The organism is Cupriavidus lacunae (genome assembly GCF_003353055.1).
Lineage (GTDB): Bacteria > Pseudomonadota > Gammaproteobacteria > Burkholderiales > Burkholderiaceae > Cupriavidus > Cupriavidus lacunae.
Map to the genome: position 1 here is coordinate 34512 of NZ_QKWJ01000052.1, position 16821 is coordinate 51332.

The 16821-nt window shown below is 60.9% G+C and carries 15 protein-coding genes and 4 pseudogenes; 9 read left to right on the forward strand and 10 right to left on the reverse strand.

Annotated elements, in window-relative coordinates:
• Nucleotide 1: 1 nt before the first annotated feature.
• Nucleotides 2–837 (forward strand): annotated as a pseudogene (locus DN412_RS29040) (ISNCY family transposase); the annotation flags it as partial.
• 307 nt (nt 838–1144) lie between these two features.
• On the opposite strand, the gene DN412_RS29050 reads toward DN412_RS29040, so the two are convergent.
• Nucleotides 1145–2170, reverse strand: a complete 1026-nt coding sequence (locus DN412_RS29050) for a LysR family transcriptional regulator (protein ID WP_115214742.1) — start codon at nt 2168–2170, stop codon at nt 1145–1147.
• 413 nt (nt 2171–2583) lie between these two features.
• On the opposite strand from DN412_RS29050, the gene DN412_RS44785 reads away from it, so the two are divergent.
• The 5 genes and pseudogenes from DN412_RS44785 to DN412_RS29075 all read left to right on the forward strand — a co-directional run bounded on the left by DN412_RS44785 (nt 2584) and on the right by DN412_RS29075 (nt 5471).
• Nucleotides 2584–2838, forward strand: a complete 255-nt coding sequence (locus DN412_RS44785; protein WP_244222817.1) for a hypothetical protein — start codon at nt 2584–2586, stop codon at nt 2836–2838.
• Between the two features lie 273 nt (nt 2839–3111).
• Nucleotides 3112–3942, forward strand: coding sequence for an alpha/beta fold hydrolase (locus tag DN412_RS29060; RefSeq protein ID WP_115214725.1), 831 nt, complete (start codon nt 3112–3114; stop codon nt 3940–3942).
• A 137-nt stretch (nt 3943–4079) separates the two neighbouring features.
• Nucleotides 4080–4270: pseudogene (locus DN412_RS44790) on the forward strand (hypothetical protein); the annotation flags it as partial.
• Between the two features lie 629 nt (nt 4271–4899).
• Entirely contained in the window at nt 4900–5169 is a 270-nt protein-coding gene (locus DN412_RS29070) for a type II toxin-antitoxin system ParD family antitoxin (RefSeq protein WP_011154086.1), read from the forward strand.
• Nucleotides 5166–5471 (forward strand): type II toxin-antitoxin system RelE/ParE family toxin, encoded by a 306-nt coding sequence (locus DN412_RS29075; protein ID WP_081862355.1) that lies wholly within the window; start codon nt 5166–5168, stop codon nt 5469–5471. The genes DN412_RS29070 and DN412_RS29075 overlap by 4 nt, the downstream gene beginning before the upstream one ends.
• A gap of 236 nt (nt 5472–5707) precedes the next feature.
• On the opposite strand, the gene DN412_RS29080 is transcribed toward DN412_RS29075, so the two are convergent.
• The 4 genes from DN412_RS29080 to DN412_RS29100 form a co-directional block, all read right to left on the reverse strand.
• The gene (locus DN412_RS29080; protein ID WP_011154088.1) at nt 5708–5956 is read right to left on the reverse strand and encodes a hypothetical protein; all 249 of its coding nucleotides are present in this window, start codon (nt 5954–5956) and stop codon (nt 5708–5710) included.
• Nucleotides 5957–6690: 734 nt separating this feature from the next.
• The gene (locus DN412_RS29090; protein ID WP_115214726.1) at nt 6691–7119 is read right to left on the reverse strand and encodes a hypothetical protein; all 429 of its coding nucleotides are present in this window, start codon (nt 7117–7119) and stop codon (nt 6691–6693) included.
• A gap of 235 nt (nt 7120–7354) precedes the next feature.
• On the reverse strand, nt 7355–8377 hold the full coding sequence (locus DN412_RS29095) for an SWIM zinc finger family protein (protein ID WP_115214727.1): 1023 nt from the start codon (nt 8375–8377) through the stop codon (nt 7355–7357).
• Nucleotides 8378–8395: 18 nt separating this feature from the next.
• On the reverse strand, nt 8396–11074 hold the full coding sequence (locus DN412_RS29100) for a DEAD/DEAH box helicase (RefSeq protein WP_115214728.1): 2679 nt from the start codon (nt 11072–11074) through the stop codon (nt 8396–8398).
• Nucleotides 11075–11631: 557 nt separating this feature from the next.
• Between DN412_RS29100 and DN412_RS29110 the strand changes: the two genes are divergently transcribed.
• The gene (locus tag DN412_RS29110; RefSeq protein WP_133303095.1) at nt 11632–11943 is read left to right on the forward strand and encodes a hypothetical protein; all 312 of its coding nucleotides are present in this window, start codon (nt 11632–11634) and stop codon (nt 11941–11943) included.
• A gap of 244 nt (nt 11944–12187) precedes the next feature.
• Here DN412_RS29110 and DN412_RS29115 read toward each other — a convergent pair whose 3' ends face one another.
• The 4 genes from DN412_RS29115 to DN412_RS29130 form a co-directional block, all read right to left on the reverse strand.
• Complete coding sequence (locus DN412_RS29115; protein WP_115214731.1) at nt 12188–12472, reverse strand: type II toxin-antitoxin system RelE/ParE family toxin; 285 nt, start codon at nt 12470–12472, stop codon at nt 12188–12190.
• Entirely contained in the window at nt 12459–12755 is a 297-nt protein-coding gene (relB, locus tag DN412_RS29120) for a type II toxin-antitoxin system RelB family antitoxin (protein WP_115214732.1), read from the reverse strand. Before relB ends, DN412_RS29115 begins: the two co-directional genes overlap by 14 nt.
• Nucleotides 12756–13132: 377 nt before the next feature.
• Entirely contained in the window at nt 13133–13558 is a 426-nt protein-coding gene (locus tag DN412_RS29125; protein ID WP_115214733.1) for a DUF2442 domain-containing protein, read from the reverse strand.
• Nucleotides 13545–13760, reverse strand: coding sequence for a DUF4160 domain-containing protein (locus tag DN412_RS29130; RefSeq protein WP_208647676.1), 216 nt, complete (start codon nt 13758–13760; stop codon nt 13545–13547). The genes DN412_RS29125 and DN412_RS29130 overlap by 14 nt, the downstream gene beginning before the upstream one ends.
• 541 nt (nt 13761–14301) lie before the next feature.
• Between DN412_RS29130 and DN412_RS45985 the strand changes: the two are divergent.
• Nucleotides 14302–14629: pseudogene (locus DN412_RS45985) on the forward strand (ISKra4-like element ISBte1 family transposase); the annotation flags it as partial.
• A gap of 77 nt (nt 14630–14706) precedes the next feature.
• A pseudogene (locus DN412_RS44800) lies at nt 14707–15500 on the forward strand (ISKra4 family transposase); the annotation flags it as partial.
• 49 nt (nt 15501–15549) lie between these two features.
• Here the strand turns inward: DN412_RS44800 and DN412_RS29145 are convergent.
• Nucleotides 15550–15990 carry a cupin domain-containing protein gene (locus DN412_RS29145; RefSeq protein ID WP_115214737.1) on the reverse strand — a complete coding sequence of 147 codons (441 nt, stop codon included), beginning with the start codon at nt 15988–15990 and terminating at the stop codon, nt 15550–15552.
• Nucleotides 15991–16821: the final 831 nt, after the last annotated feature.

Genomic DNA, 16821 nt, shown 5'->3' on the forward strand with positions numbered 1-16821 from the left:
AATCCGCCGACTGATGGCAGCAGCCGGCCTGTGGGTGCCGCGCAAACAACGGCCGCCGAAGGGTCTACCAGCCTCGTAACCGGCGCGCCTGCTATGGCGAACAAATTCAGATCGACGGCTGCGATCACCGCTGGTTCGAGGATCGTGCGCCGGCATGCACGCTGCTGGTCTACGTGGATGACGCTACCAGCCGGATCATGGAGTTGCGCTTTACCTATACGGAGTCTACGTTCAGCTATTTCGCTGCGACGCGGACATATTTGGAGCGCCACGGTAAGCCGGTGGCGTTTTACAGTGACAAGGCGAGCGTGTTCCGCGTCAACCATCCCCACGCCACCGGCGGCGATGGTCATACCCGGTTTTCCCGGGCCTTATTTGAGCTCAACATTGAAGGCATCTGCGCCAACAGCAGCCAGGCCAAGAGCCGCGTTGAGCGGGCGCACCTGACGCTACAAGAGCGGCTGGTGCAGGAACTACGTCTGCGAGGCATCAACACGATGGAGGCTGCGAGCGCGTTTGCGCAATTCATCGCCGACTACAACGCGCGCTTTGCCAAAGTGCCGCCCAACAGCCATAACGCCCATCGGCCCCTGCGATCGGATGAAAACCTAGATCTGATCTTTGCGTGCCGGGAACCCCGTCGGGTGTCCAAGAGCCTGACGATCCAGTTCGACAAAAATGCTCCATGTGTTGGCGGATACGCCGGAACATCGCCACCTTGTCGGTCGCTACATTGAGGTGTATCACTTCCCGGATGGGCGGGTCGAACCGCGGGCGAACGGCATGTTCACCACCTATGACAAGTTGTCGGAGGTGAACCAGGGCGCAATCGTGGATCAATACTTTCACGATGGTGAAAGTATTGGGTTGTGACGATGGATTCCGCGGACATTCAACGGTCGTCTCTTGCCGACCCGAAGCGGCCGATGAACGCGTCAAATTTCAGTGGCCGCTGCCAAGTAGAAGACGACGTTGAACCAAGAAACTGCTTACAGTACGCGTTGGCTGACTGGCTGCTAGCCTGCGGGGGCGATACGGTGCCACCTGAGTCCATCTGGGTGTACATCTATGACATGCTGGAGCAGCCCGGCCTGAAGGTCTGAAGGTCCGGCTGGTCGATGCGCAGCCGCTCAAGAACGCTTTTCTATGACGGTTTATCCTCACATTTTCCGCCCCCTGTGCCGGCAGGGATAGCGACGTCAGCCACTTCCGTGACGCCGATCATTGAGTCGTCATGAACCCTTTGCACCACCGCCGGTGCTTGGTGTGCATCGTAGGGAGCAAAAAGCTCGGCGACCCAGTCGATGAACACCCGCAATCGAGCATTCATATGCCGATGCGACGGATACACCATGTAGATTGGAACTGTATCTGTGGACCAGTCGGTTAGCACTTGCTGCAGAGCCCCTGACTTAAGGTGCCGCCCCGCAGTCGCTGTGGTAGTGCGGATGACGCCCAAACCTTGAACGCCAGCCTCCAGCGTCGTCATCACGTCGTTCGTCGCTAACGAGTGAGAGCCCTGCACTTCCACGCGCTCCTCATCCCTGGACAAAACAAATGGATAGATGCGACCGGTCCGGTGAAGGAAGTAGTTCACGACGCGGTGAGATCCGCTTTCGAGGTCCTTGGGATGGTTGGGAACGCCATGTCGCCTCAGATACTCTGGAGATGCACAGAAGATCCAACGAAACTGCCCCAATTGCCTCGCCACAAGTGACTCGTCGCGTAAGTTCCCCGCGCGCAGAACGCAGTCGATGTTTTCACTCACCAGGTCAACGGGACGATCGCTCACGCCGAGCTTGATATCAATGCCCGGGTAGCGCGAGAAAAAATCTGGCATGGCAGACACAAGGATCGTCTGGGCGACGGAGGACCCAACGTCGACGCGAAGCTGGCCGCTCAGCATCGCCCGCTCGCTGGAAAGCCCTGCTTCCAGTTCGTCGACTTCGGCGAGGATGCGGGTCGCGCGCTCAAAGTACGCAGCCCCGTAGGGCGTTACGACGACTCGTCTTGCTGTCCTGTTGAGCAGGACCACTTTTAGCTCGCTCTCCAACCACTGGACCCAGCGACTCACCGTCGGCTTCGGCCAACCTAGCGCTTCCGCCGCTTTTGTGAAGCTGCCGCATTCGACAACTCTGACAAACGCTCTCATCGCACTGAGCTTATCCATCCCCGCGGCCTCACTCGTCACGCCTGCCGGGAAGCCATCGCGGGCCGCCCGCTGCACTCTGGAACGACTCGCCCTCTGCTGTAGACGGGCTCTTTCCAGGCCCCAATGCCCGCTGCGCTGATCGCCGCAGCCTTCGCCAAAGGCATCGCGCCTTCCGGTCCGGACTGCAGATTCGCGGTGTTTTACAGCGGATTCTATAAGAATTTTGCAGGTCCGATCGTCTCACGGCGCGAGACGGTCGTTTCGGAACGACGACTTGTTCTTCATCCGCCCTGACACCATTCTTACCGTGCTGGCCTTGTGGCATCGACTTCCGCGGCGCTACATCGACACGCATTGAGCCTCACGATCGCCAAGCACTACACCAGGTTTGGCACAGATGTCTTTCTCCATTCAGTAGGAGCCTTCCTTCCATGAAATTCACAGCCCAGAAACTTGTCTTCGGCCTTTCGGCCGCCGTTGTCTATCTTGTTGCCTCTGCGTCGCAGTTGGCATCCGCCTCTGCGCTGGCCGAGCACGACGTCCGTACTGACAGTGCGCGGCCCGTTCGCGATGCGAGCACCCCCTACTACGATAACGCTCGAAGCGTGACCGATTCGCGCGATCCCTATACCGACGGAGCACGAAGCGTCGCAGAGCCGCGCGATCCCTACACAGATGGAGCGTGATCTGGCTCCTTCCAATGGGAGACGAAACGTCTTCGCGAGCAGCTACAGCGTTCATACCTATTCATTGCCCCATTCATTACCGCCGTATAACTTATGTGAGATCTAGTCATGAAATGCCTGTCTGAATTACCAAAGCCTACCTTCCCTGAAATTACGCGCCGCCAATTGCTGGTTCTAGGGGCCGGCGCCGCAGTTTCCGCGGCTGTGCCCAATGCAGCCTCCGCTACTTCGACCGCGTCTGGCAGCGCGGCAACTTCGCAAGGATATTTAGCCATGAACTACGTCACAACCAAGGACGGTGTCCAAATCTTCTACAAGGACTGGGGTCCCGCCAATGCGACGCCCATCGTCTTCTCGCACGGATGGCCTCTGAGCTCCGATGATTGGGATGCCCAGATGATGTTCTTCCTCTCCAAGGGCTTTCGCGTCGTTGCCCATGACAGGCGGGGCCATGGGCGCTCATCGCAGGTGTGGGACGGGCACGACATGGACCATTACGCCGACGACCTGGCAGCCGTGGTGACTCATCTCAACCTCAAGGGTGCCATCCACGTTGGCCATTCCACTGGCGGCGGTGAAGTTGTGCGTTACCTGGCGCGCCACGGCGAGAAGCATGCTTCGAAGGCCTGCCTTGTCGCGGCAGTGCCGCCGATTATGGTCAAGACTGCGTCCAATCCGGGCGGTCTGCCGAAGGAGGTGTTCGACGGTCTGCAACTGCAGACGGCAACCAACCGGGCGCAGTTCTTCCGCGACCTTCCCGCAGGTCCGTTCTACGGTTTCAACCGGCCGGGCGCAAAGCCCCAGGAAGGCATTGTCCAGAACTGGTGGCGGCAAGGAATGATGGGGAGCGCAAAGGCGCACTACGACGGCATCGTGGCGTTTTCGCAGACTGACTTCACCGAGGACTTGAAGAAGATCAACCTGCCTGTTCTGGTGATGCACGGCGACGATGATCAGATCGTGCCTTATGCCGATTCCGGGCCGCTGTCGGCCAAGCTTCTGAAGAAAGGCACGTTGAAGACATACAAAGGCTTCCCACATGGTATGCCGACCACGCACGCGGACGTCATCAACGCGGACCTGTTGGCCTTTATCAAGGCCTGAGCGAGCCTGGTGGAATTCACTGCTGGTTCGCTTCGAGGCGGACCAGCAGTTGCCGCTCCGACGCTGGACGGAACGAAACGATCTGGCAATGATGTCAGCATGCCGAGAGGCGGGGGGGCATCTCGGACGCCCCTCAACGCACCGACACCGTCAACGAGACCAGCGCGGCGCTCTACCTGCGCAACACGACCGGCTTCTGCGGCTGCGCACGGTCGCCGGACTGCGGGCGGACCAGTTTTGGTACGGGGTGTCGAACGACAATCCTGCCAACGCGGGCAACGGCAGCGATCGCATCGTCAGTCCGAAGCTGAGCATCGTGATGTCGCCGGCGGACCGGAGGAGATTTGTCAGCGGCGTGGCCACCGGCATCAACGACCACCATATCCATCCGGCGGAGCCGCGGACGTTCCACGTGGGGTGCTCTGGAGTTTCTGAAGGCGGCAGTGATCAGTCTGTGCCGCAATGCCGGGCGCCAACGATCAACATCAACCCACTTCCTGGCTAGTCAACGCAACCTTCCACGAGAATTGGGGCCGCCTCCTTTTGTACTTCCGCATTGGTCGACAATCAACACTTCACTATTCCGAAGTGAATGGCCGATTCCTGATGTGGAACCGACGCCTGAATGTCTGAGCAACGGAGCGAGCCGATGACGCTTCATGGCCGGCTACCGCCGTTGCGCTTTTGCCATCTCTGGCGAGTCACGGTTAGCCGCAGCGCGCCGAGCCGGACTGCACGTGAGGCCTTGGCATTGCTGGGACGCGGCGATAAGGTGCGATAACGTTGTGCTTATCGGCGAGTAGGCGCCACGAGGAATACAGAACCGGGGAAGGAACAGCTGTCGTAGATGCTGCTTACTGCACTTTACACCAAGAATTTGATAACTATTATCAAGGGCGGTACACTTGATGACACCGGCGTACGCCCTGCGCCGGCCCCGTCTGAAGAGGAGCAAATATGATCAGTGCCGACCTTGGACAGCAACTTGAGCGCTACGTGACTGAACTTGTCGCCTCGGGCCGCTATGGCTCTAAGAGCGAAGTACTGCGCGAAGGCGTACGTCTGATTCAGGACCGTGAAGCGCAACTGATGGCGCTGGACGCGGCGCTCGCGCAAAGCCTGGCCGAGGCGGACGCGGGCCGCGGCACCGACGCAGCCACCGTGTTCGACCGCCTCGAGGCCAAGTATCGCGCCGCGGCAGGCAGAACACCCGGGCACGGCGCATGATCGTCGTTCGCCTGACGCCGCTGGCCGAGGCCGAACTCGAAGCCATCGCCGACTACATTGCCCGCGACAACCCGCGCCGCGCGCTTTCCTTCGTGCAGGAGTTGCGCGACCGGTGCCTGTCGCTCGCAGACATGCCGCTTGCCTTCCCGCTGGTACCTCGCTATGAGGACCGAGGCGTCCGGCACCGTGTACACGGCAACTACCAGATCTTCTACCGCGTGGTGGGCGATCCGCCTGCGCGAATCGACGTGCTGCACGTGCTTCACAGCGCCCGCAACTATGCCGCGCTGCTGTTCAACTGAGGCCTCCCGGCCAGAGTACGGCGGTAGACATTCGGGGCCGCGTCGCTTCGGCAGCCCGACGACTTAGGTATCAAAGAGGAAGGCGGTGCGCCATGATCGATTCTGCCTCGATCACGAAGCGCCCCGCGTGAACGCAGCCAAATTTGAACATGACGCCCGTACTGAGTAATTTTGCCAGTAGCAGGGGGGTTATGTGGAATGGGGAGGGTGAGACGTCGGTCGGCGCCACCGGCACCTCAGTCGGCCGTCGAAGCGCAGGCGCTCGAAACGGCAGCAAAGTCGAAATGCGCGGCGGCATAGATGGCATTGCAGGCCCAGACTTCTTCGCCATCCTTGTAGAAGATGACCCATTTGCCGTCGCTGACGCAGTGGGCGCCAGGAAACACTTCGTCATGGCCATTCGGTCCGTCCAGCGGAAAGGACGCGTGGGGTGTGGCCCAGTAGCGGCCCTTCGGTAGGGGCTCGATCGTCTTTGGCATGCTCATCAGGCCCAGTGAGGTGTTACACAAGACACCATCGCCCAGTGAAGGCGAAACGGGGGATGGTGTCACCCTGCAACAGCGAAGACCGTCCTTCGTGTAGGCTTCACCATCCAATCACCTGTTGCTACTCGTTGCGATGTCGATGGCACGATACCTCTTGTTTGTGGCCCGCGCCCTCGGCGTAGGCGCCCTGATCATGATCGTCGCCATCGTCTCCCGGCAAGTATATTTGCGCAGCGCTGCGGAGGCTGCCGACGCCGGCGCAGACGAGGAGCCTGCGACAATGATGTTGATACGCTGCGAGACGATGCACGAACGTCTGCAGAACCGGCACAGCTCGGCTGCGAAGGCTGACGAGCGGCCACGCGCTCGTTGCAGGGAGTCCTGACTTCGGAGAACTTCCGATTAGTCGACCAGGAGCTAGGCCGCACGCCTGGTAGGCGACAGCGGCGAATGAGCCGCGCACAATCAATACTTTCATGATCATGAAAGTATTGTGACAATGGGCCCCGCGGACGGCTATGCTCGTCATCGCTAGCCGACTCACAGCGGATCGTGGTTCAAGCGCAAGAAAATCGGCCACGTTCGGGGGAGCCGCCACTCGAACGTTCCGCATAAAGCCGTGGGCCAACGTCAGTATATGGCCGATCTGCCAGGCAATTTGTTTGTTACGGCGGTGCCTGAATTCCCAGAGGACCACCCTTTACCGCCAGACATTGCGGCATGTCTATCCGGCGCTACGACTCCAGAATCTCCAGCCCACTTTCGGCACACCATTGCCTCAGCGCTCTTTCGGCCGAGTCGGCTTCAAACGAATACCAGCGCTCGAGCATGCCTTTGCGCTCCAGCAAGTGCTTGAAGCGTGCGTAAGCGCCTTGTCGTCGGAAGAATTCTTCCACCTGGTCGCAACACTCAGGCAACTCCTGTGCAACAAATTGGAGGGCGAGGCTTCGTCCAAGACCGAGTTCGTTCTTATGCGGTATCGCAAGGTAGCGGTCCGAGGTTTCAAGGTCGTCAGGAACCTCCTCGTCGAAGGTGTCGTTGTAATCAGAAGTCCAATAGACTTTGCCCGTATCGAGTGAGACATACGCGTTGTGCTCCATCGGCGCCGCGCAGCTAACGAAGTCGAATGCCATGGAAAGATCGTCGTGTTTGACTGCGACCATGTCTGTACTCCCTTGGGTTGCGAGGTGAACGGCCCAGCAATATTCGGTGACAGCCGGACATCTGTCTTCGTCAAGGGCCGATGCATGATGATGGTACCGCAGCGCTCATCGCGGCCCGAAGGCCGAGATCCATGGTCATCCACCGACCGCTGAAAGCGCATCGCCCCGCACGTACTCTTGCCAGGACAATTTCTCGGAATATCACGACGGCTTCCATGCGAGATGGAATCGAAGTTTAGCGGGACGTCCCCTTCACCGGTCGAGTACTGACGCGCTTCCTTGTTGCAGCCTCGTTCTGGGTTGCAGGCGGGGTCGCCACGTTTGCTTTACCGGCAACAACGTTGCCAGATGCTGATTTGCGTGGCCCTGCGGATGCCTTGACTGATGACTTCTTTGTTACCGACTTATTATCCTCCGCAGTCTTCGCATTCGCAGGTGGCTTACGGGTTGTCGAGACGGCCGACTGGGTCGCCTTCTTCGCTGTCACCTTACCTGCCCGTGGCTTGTTAAGTCTGACAGCAGGCTTCGGCGGTGGGTTAGCGTCGGCCATCTCGATGCCAAACACGTCGGCCACCAGGGCGTCGTCGAGCACCTTGCTGGTGGCGGGTCGTTTTGTCGATTTGGGCAGGCCAGCGCCGGCCTGCCTGACGAGATCATTGGCATCGACGCGGCGCAGGGCGAAGAGCAATTCCGGCTGTTGGTCGAGCCGCGCGCCGATGCCGTAAAGTACGGCAGCAACGTGCTTGCACATTGACGCCCAGTCCGGACAACTGCAACTGAACCTGATTTCTTCCGGCACCGGGAAAAGACCGCTGCGAGGTTTGCAGATGCGCTCCATCACGGCTGTCGAGAGCTTGCCCTGCAAGAGTTCCACGATCGAATCGATCGACTCCGCGCAATCGGCGCCGATCGCTCGCCATTTCTTTGCGGGACATGCCGTCACGGTCACAGCGACCGTGTACAGACTCGAACCCATTACCTGCGCGCGGACTTCGCCTGCCGTAATCTGAAGGTCGATCACAGAACCGTTGCGCACATAGGTACGGCCGCGCGGCAGGCGGTTGGCATAGTCGCTGTAGCTTTCTAGATTGTCGCACCAGGCCTTGCCCCAGAAGGTCTTGGCGATGGCACCGCGGTATGAGGCGATTGGCGACAGCACCGAACCAGCCTTCTTCGCCTTCTCGGCGGCTCGTTCAGCCTTTTTTCTGCGCTCGGCGACTGAGACATAGGGCTTCCATCCCCCGTAACCGTAACCCATTCCGGTTCCTCTTGACGATCAGTTTTCTTGCGCGGCATGAACGTCTAGCTTCACGAGATCGAGCAATTCACGATTGCTCATCTCGGTAAGCAGGAGTTCTGCGCCGCCTTCCAACACATCCTTCACCAATTGCTGCTTCGCTTCGATCAACTGGTCGATACGGTCCTCGACCGTGCCACGGCAGATAAACTTATGCACCAGGACGTTCCTCCGCTGGCCGATACGAAATGCACGATCAGTCGCCTGGTTTTCCACGGCCGGGTTCCACCAGCGGTCGTAATGGATCACATGCGACGCGGCGGTAAGGTTCAGACCTGCCCCACCGGCCTTGAGTGAGAGCACGAAGAAGGGGATCAGCTCATCTTCCTGGAATCGCTTCACCAGTTCGCGGCGCTTGGCTACCGGGGTGCCGCCATGAAGCACCAGACCTTCGCGGCCAAAGACCGAACCTAGAAATGCCGCAAGCGGCTCAGTGGTCTCGCGGAACTGGGTGAATACCAGCACCTTTTCCTGTTTGGCGGCAATGACTTCGGCCAGTTGGCGCAGGCGGGCGAACTTGCCGCTGTCTTCCGCCTTCCAGGCGGCGTCGCCCAACCACTGCGACGGATGGTTGCATATCTGTTTGAAGCGCATCAGGTAGCTCAGCACTACCCCCTTGCGACCGATGCCTTCGGCATCTTCAAGCGCGGCAGCCAGATCCTTCACCGCACGCTGATACAGTGCCGCCTGGCTCGGGCTCAGGTGGCACCAGGCCTTGAGCTCGGTCTTGTCCGGAAGGTCGTCGATTATCCGCTTGTCGGTCTTCAGGCGGCGCAGGATGTAGGGCCGCACGAGCGTTCGCAGCGGACCGAAGTGCTCGGCCTTCGCCAGCCGCCTGGTAAAGTCGGCAAAGACTTTGTCTGATCCCAGTAAGCCGGGGTGGGTGAAATCGAATATGGACCACAGATCGGACAGGCGGTTTTCCACAGGAGTGCCGGTCAGCGCGATGCGCGATTGTGCCTGGAGCTGCTTGACCTGTCGCGTTTGCTTGGCGCCCGGATTTTTTATCGCCTGCGCTTCGTCGACAATGGCAACGCGCCATTGGAAGGCTCCCAGTACCGGCTGGCGAAGAAGCGAGCCAAAGCTGGTGATGACGAGATCGATGTCCGCAAGTCGCGCCGGGTTCAGCGCACGCAATTCGGCCGTCGGCATGACCGACGGATGGGCGATCAGTAGGCGCAAGCCGGGGGCAAAGCGCTCAGCCTCTGCCGCCCAGTTGGCCAGCAGCGATGCAGGGGCGACCAGCAGACTGGGCCGCGCCTCGGCACTTTCTCGCTTCAGCACGAGCAGAAGCGAGAGTACCTGCATGGTCTTGCCCAGGCCCATATCATCCGCCAGGCAAGCGCCCAAACCGAGCCGGGTGAGCAGGTACAACCACCGCACGCCGGCCTGTTGGTAGGGCCGCAGGGTGGCCTTCAGTTCCGGTCCCGGGCTGACCTGCGCCAACCCCTCCGGCTGACGCAACTCCTGCAGGGTGTCGGCCAGCCAGGGCCCTGCAACAAGCTGCGACCAGTCGCGGTCAGCGGGGTCGGCACTATCGTCGAGCGAAACCCCCGCCAGAAGGCGTAGAGCCTCATTAAGAGGCAGACCGCTTCGCGCCGCCTTTTCCATGGCCTCGAATCGCTTCATGAGGCGACTGAGCTTTTTCTTGTCCACCTCGACCCAGCGACCACGGATGAGCTGCAAGCCGTCGGCGCCTTTGAGCAGATTCCTGACCTCGGTGGCGCTGAGACACTCGCCATCGAGCGAAACCTCCATGCTAAAGTCCAGCAACGCGTCTTTGCCAAAGAGCGAGGGCGGCCGTGCTCCGACGCTGGCTTTCACAACGGGACGAGCAGGGCGGCCCGCCTGCCAGACGCCTGGCATACGTACGACAATCCCGGCAGCTTCGAGTTTGGACAGGTCCGAGAGAAGGCGATGGGCATCGAGCGGCGTCCAGCGCAGCGGATGGTATATCTCGCCGGTATCCACCATTTCGCGAAGCCAATCGCAGTGTTCCGCGGCGCGCTGCACCGGCAGCAGTAATGACAGGAGCTGCGCCTTGCTCCTGACTCCCGAGAATTCCGCCAGGGCCTGCGACAGTGGCTGATGTTGCGCTTTACCATGGGCCGACAGACGCGACGTGTAAGTCGCAAGGAAGGCGAACGGTGACTCCGGGTCCTTGCGGTTCTCAGCAAGGTTGAAATGCACGCGGCCGACGAGATTCCAGGCCGGGTGACGCAGCTTGAGGAAATCCTGAAGCGAGACGTTTGCGGTCGCCAGTTCCTGGTGCAAGGCAGTATCGATCTCGCCCCACAACGTGCCCAGCACATCTGGCGTCAGATACTCGCCGCCCGTCATCGGCGGTGCATCGCCAATCATGGCATCGAAATCCTTGGCAGCAGGCGTTGCGACCGCGATCTCGCCGCCTTCGGGCGTGCCGCACAAAGCAGTAACATAGCGCGCCGCAAAATCACGCCACCAGGCCCATGCAGGGGGCAAAATGCGGCCGATTTCGGCCGTTCCCAGGTGCAGCAGGCCATGTCCCGCGCCAAGCGCAAAAGAACTCTCAAGCCGCCGTCGCGTTTCATCTGCCAAGATTGGCGCGGCGTCCTCCGGCACTGCAAGTAGGTGCCCGCCGGGCGTCAGGTGTGGCACAAGAATGTCGGGAGCAGTCACAGGTGCCCGTTCCAATCGCACTGTTGCAGCAAGCGCTGAAGCTGCATGCTTTCAAGGGAAGCGGCTGCGAAATCAATCAGCAGGCCCTCCGGCCTAGGTTGGACTGGACGAATCTTCGATTGCCTCTGGACCGACCGAATCATCGGCTCGGCCAACCGTCCGGGGTATGCCTGTCCGCTGCGCTGCACATGTCTTGTGAACTGTCTTTTCATCTGCTGTAGGACAACCTGATCGAATTCGCTCCCGGCTTCGCCGCCAGCTGATCTTTGTGACGGTCTCCCGCGAACTTCCGAATTTTGCCAGAAGAAATACGACCTTCCGTGAAAGGGTACCAAAACCTCAGTCCCACGAGATGGGATGTCGATGGCGACCGTCGCGGCGAAAACAAAATAGTGGAGGTGTCCCGAATGGCCGAATCGCTTTGAAGGCGACTGACGAGGCGAATGGCAGCTGCCTCAGCGGAGCCGACCGTTCGAGCGTCCGGAGATAGGCGGCTACGCGCGGCAGAGTGGGGTATCTCGGCTGCCTGCGTGCGCGGGCGAAGCGAAGTCGGCTTCGTGGTCGACATCATTGGCGCCGTGCAAGCGAGCACAGCGGAAGCGACGCTGTCGACCACGATTGCGGATGACAGTGGGGCGGCCATGTCATATGGGATGACCAAGCTCCCGCGTGGCGGTCGGGTCAGCACAATCGTTTTTACCAATACGGGCGTCATGGAGCGCCTGACCGCGATCTCCCCGGAGTCCTTCTACGCATTCAAGGGTTGGATTGCCAACCAGCCAGGGGTGCCAGAGGAAAAGCGGAAGTTCTGCCAGAACTTGATGATTCTGGCGGCCAAGCTCGGCGACGGACTCGTGCTTAGCCCCTGAGTTCGGCAGTCACATCCAACGCGTGGCAACAATCTCAAAAAGGCAGTCGACAAGCTGCCGCGACGACCAGCATCGAAGCCGGCGCGCCGTGTTTGCGCGTCCTGGACGCGACGTCAGGCAGCGTTAGTGCTTGGAGGTGTCAGGCGGTCTGTCACGCAAAAGGCTGGTGGGTTCGCCGAGGGCGAAGCCGAAGGCGCGTCGCGGCAGGGCGGCGCACCCATTTTTTGGTCAGTCCTCGCCTGGCTCAACCGGGCGACGGCCATTGCTGCGCGGCATGGAGTACCCGCAGGATCCGGATGGAGGTGGCATCCACGGCGTACACGACCAGGTAGTTGGCGGCCACGACCATCTCGCGCGTGCCCGCGACGCGGCCGGCACGGTAGAGCTCGGGGTGTTCCGGCAGCCGTGCCGCTTTCGCTTCGAGGTCGTCCTTCAGGCTCTGGGCCGCATCCGGATTCTCATCCGAGATGTAGTCAACGATGGCGAGAAGATCGGCCCTGGCCCACCGCGTCCATTCAACCGCGCGCACGGCGTTTCCGGTCGATCAGCGCCTGAACGTCGTCCATGACCTGGTCATGTGGGAGCGGCGGGGCCGGGTCGGTCAGCGCTTGCTGGACCTTGGCGCGGAACCAAGCATCATAGGTCTCGGGATCCGTCGTCAGACCGGGCGGCAGCCCGCCCTCCTTGGCGATCCGTGTCAACAGGATGCGAACTGCGTCGGACAGGGTTAGCCCGACGCTGGCGAGGTTTTGCGTGGCCCGGGCTTTAAGGTCGTCGTCCACGCGGATGTGCAGCATTGAAGTATGCGCCATGGAAATCTCCTATGCTTTGACCTACATTATGCATCTCAATTGAGATACAACCAAGGTGGTAAGCGCAGGACCGTGGTATCCGCATGCGCCATGCCACGTCAGCGAGTCATTGTCCGGCCGTTGGTTTGCATAATTTTGTTCCCGCTGGTCGCCCGTCAGGTAGCCGGTTGCCGAGGCGATAGGAACAATTTTGCAGAAAACTGTTCCGCCGGCCGACGATTGAAGCAATTTTGTTCCTTTCCCAACGGATCGTCCTCGCCATCCTCGAGCAATCGCAGGCGCCAGCCACCATTCACTTCGGCCGGCCGCGGGTTAATTCGCAACGATAGTGCGTCATGGTTGGCCACTGCTGAAGCGCTTCAGGGGCGCTCTTTGTTTCACGCGGCGGCAGGCAACTTGCTTTTGCGGGGGCGTCCGCCAAGCCTACCGTTTTCCCGCGCAGCCGCCGCCTTGGCAGCCGTCGAGGCCGCACCTCCGCGTTTGCCCAGCTCTGACGCCATCCAACGCTTGGAGCCGAGAAAACCTTCGAGCAGCGCCGGCAGATACAGATCCGCGTCCAGGTGGGGGAAATGGATGCCAAGCCCCGAGGGGCTGATTTCGGCATCGGCCAGGTCCGCCGGGTGGGCGTGCTCCAGACCCCGCGCCGCCTTGGGCGAAAACGCCAGTTCAAGGCCGGATGCCAGCGCGATCACCACGCGCGAGACGCGCCGGTCATAGCGCACCGACACCACCGCCGGGAAGGAGGCCTTTTTGGCCGCGCCGCGCGCATTCGCAGCGGCCAGCACGTCGTCAGTAATTTCCATGGATGCCTCTCCAGTCGCGGCACAACGCCGCCAGATGGGCGATCAGCGCGTCGACGATTTTCCCCAAGTCCCTGGCCGAAAAGCCATAGTTCTCGCGCAATTCTGGCGGCCCCTTCGGGCAGTGCAGATTGAAGACAGCTTCGCAGCCTTTGCCCATCACGTGGACATGGGCCGGGCGATGGTCGTTGGGGTAGATCACCACGCGCAGGCCGAAAATCGATAAGACCGTTGGCATTGATTGTACCAAACCTAAGCGGCTTGGGTTATTAGTTGCATGATCTTACAACGGCCTGGTGCCTATGACTAGTTCGCCATACGCGGATTCGCACGCGGACGGCACTGGAGGGGCTAAGGCCCGGCTCTGGTTCGATTGCGGCAGCGCTCGTCAGCCGAGCCCATGCGGCCAGGCACAAAATTACGCAAACCAACGGCCCAGTCGACGTACAATGCGTAAATGTGCCTCATACTTAACATAATGATTATTATGCGAGAAGTGCCGTTTAGCGCACTTCGCTAAGGATATGGTGCGCCGGGAAGCTCGCCCCTCAAGGGCCGGGAAATTAACACCTGGGAACCTCAAATCGTGCGCCAGGCGGGGCGCTGGCGGTGCGCAGGCTGCAGTTCGAAACTGCTGAGTTCACGCGGCACCTCCCGCGCGCCCAAGTACGTGCTCTGCCAGCCTTGCATCTCGTGCGCCTCCTCCCGTGCGGTGGGCCAAACACGATACGTCAAGCAAAGGCGAACTTTGTCCCACGTGCGGTACACCGTTGACCTGCAAGGGGCACCATCGGCTGGTTTTCCGCTCGCCGTTTGGACGACTGTCGATTGATAGTCCGAGGCTGTATCCCTGCCGGCAATGCATGGCCTACGCCCCTACCTTCAGTCCGGTCGCCCGCTGTCTGCCAGAGCGGATCAGTCCCGAACTACAGTATCTCGAGGTCAAGTTTGCCGCGTTGATGTCCTATGGCTTGACCGTCAACGTACTACAGGAGATTTTGCCGCTCGATCACGTCCTGGCAGCCAGCTCGATCCGACGTCAGGTCACGGCGCTCAGTCGCAGGCTGGAAGCGGACCAGGCGACCGATGGCAGGCAGCAGGGGGAGATAGCCGCGGGCACCCGTTTGCAAGATGTCCCGGAGCCCAGCCCGGTGCGCGCAGTTGGCATTGACGGCGGCTACCTTCGGATGGCGGGCCATGGACGACGCCAGGACGGCTGGTTTGAAGTGATCGTCGGGAAATCAATGCGGGATCAGGAAGCCGGCCACACTTTTGCCTACGTGCACAAGCTGGAGCACCGCCCGGCCGATCGGATGTCAAATTTTCCGCTAGGAGAGGGTGTGCAGCCCGATCAGCCGGTCACCTTCCTGTCGGACGGAGGGGATACCGTACGATTTGCACAGCTCGGTTTTGGTGACCGCGGTTAGTACGTCCTTGATTGGTTCCACATCGCCATGCGGATACAGAACCTCGAACAGATTATCAAGGGCCGCCGGCACACCGCGACTGCCCCAGCAACGCGGCATTGATCAAGGCACTGCATAGCGCCAAGTGGCACCTGTGGCACGGCTGCCCCTATCCGGCGTTGCGCCGATTGGAAAGCCTGGGCTGGGATCTGGACGCTGAGGCCAGCCCGGAGGAGGCCAAACTCCTTGGCAAGCTCGAGGAGTTCATTGTCTACCTGGACAACAACCGGCACTTCATCGTGAACTACGGTGACCGCTATCGGCATGGCGAGCCCATTGCCTCAGGTTTTGTCGAGTCAGCCGTCAACCAGGTGGTCAGCAAGCGGTTCGTCAAACGGCAGCAGATGGCCTGGCGACCTCGCCACGCGCACAACCTACTGCAAATCCGGACGGCCGTGCTCAATGACCAGCTCCGGTCTTACGTTGAACGATGGTACCCGTCCATCGCCGGAGAAGAAAACCATCACCTTGCCGAGTAGTCAGCCCCCCGGTTGGGGAGCACGCAGTGATCAGCGTGGGCGGCACGCCCTATGGCGCCGGATGGTCCGTTGGCCAGGGCGTGACCGCAGGCACCGCGCAAGGCCCTTCCACATCGATGGTCTTGAAGTCGGCCGGCCCCACAATCTCCAGGTACTCCATGTCCGGCGAGTAATCGAACAGGTAGTGGACGATGCCTGGCCGCTGGTGCACGCAATCCCCGGCAGCCACCTTGGTCTCCTTGTCCTCGTACATGAAGCGGGCCCAGCCCTTGAGCATCAGCACGATATGGAAGTCGGCCTCGTGACGATGCCAGCCGGTGCCATGCTCGGGCGGCTGGTTGGCCTTGACCAACTGCGCCAGCACCCGGCCGCCGGTGGCCTCGGCAATGCCGAGATCGCGGTAGAGGAAGAAATCTCGCAAACCCTGGTCGACAAAGGCGGTGTCCTGGGGACGGACGTGGGAAAACCGCGTTGGCTTGAGCTCGGCCATGACAGGCTCCTTTCGCTTGGGTGAAGCCATGCGGGCGATGCAACATCCGCGCCATCGGCGCGCCGGGCCTCGTCTGGCCCTCCGTGTGGCGCGTGCAGCGCAGCTTCGCCAAGGCATTGCACCGTCAGCGTTTCCGCACGGACGTCCGGGGCAACGTTGTACCTGATTGTGGTGCGGCGCACTGCGGAACGACCCGCCTGCTCATTATCTGCCGACGCAATGCGAACCACCACCAATTCCCTCAACCATGCCCGCCCTGCCGCCCATCGAGCGCTTCCAGGCCTCCCTGGACTTACCGCTCCTGAAAGGCCAATGAGCCACCTAGCAGATCCTAAGCCGGCGAACGTCGTTGTTGCCCCCGATTTGGCGCGGTTTCCTAGTACCGCGCGCTGTCGCATGGCCCGCTCCGGGGGCCGGTAGTGAATCGGTCAGCTTGGGTGGCGCTCAGCGCGTGCACATTCCATACTAGAAATGGTTGGCAGCATTCGCGCCCAGAACCAACCAGCGTGGTGACGGCCACTTCCTTGAAGCAGGCCGACTCGGCTGCGGCGAGGCCGGTTCCTGGGCCCATTGACCAGGCTTGCAACGCCACCATCACCATCCGCGGGCGGGAGCCCGGGGCGGCTAGCTGCCATTACTTCTACATGAGCCGTCCTAAGACCACCAGCCAGGTCCAACACGCAAGGGGGCAAAGTTAGTATGAAGGCGCTAGGAGTCCGTCGGACTTGAGCCCGAGGGAATCCGATGGATCGGTGCGCCGCGGCTTTTGAGACGGTGTCGCGCTGATCGAGCGTTCTCAGCGGTTGGCGAGTCTCCACGAGGGCGTATCGA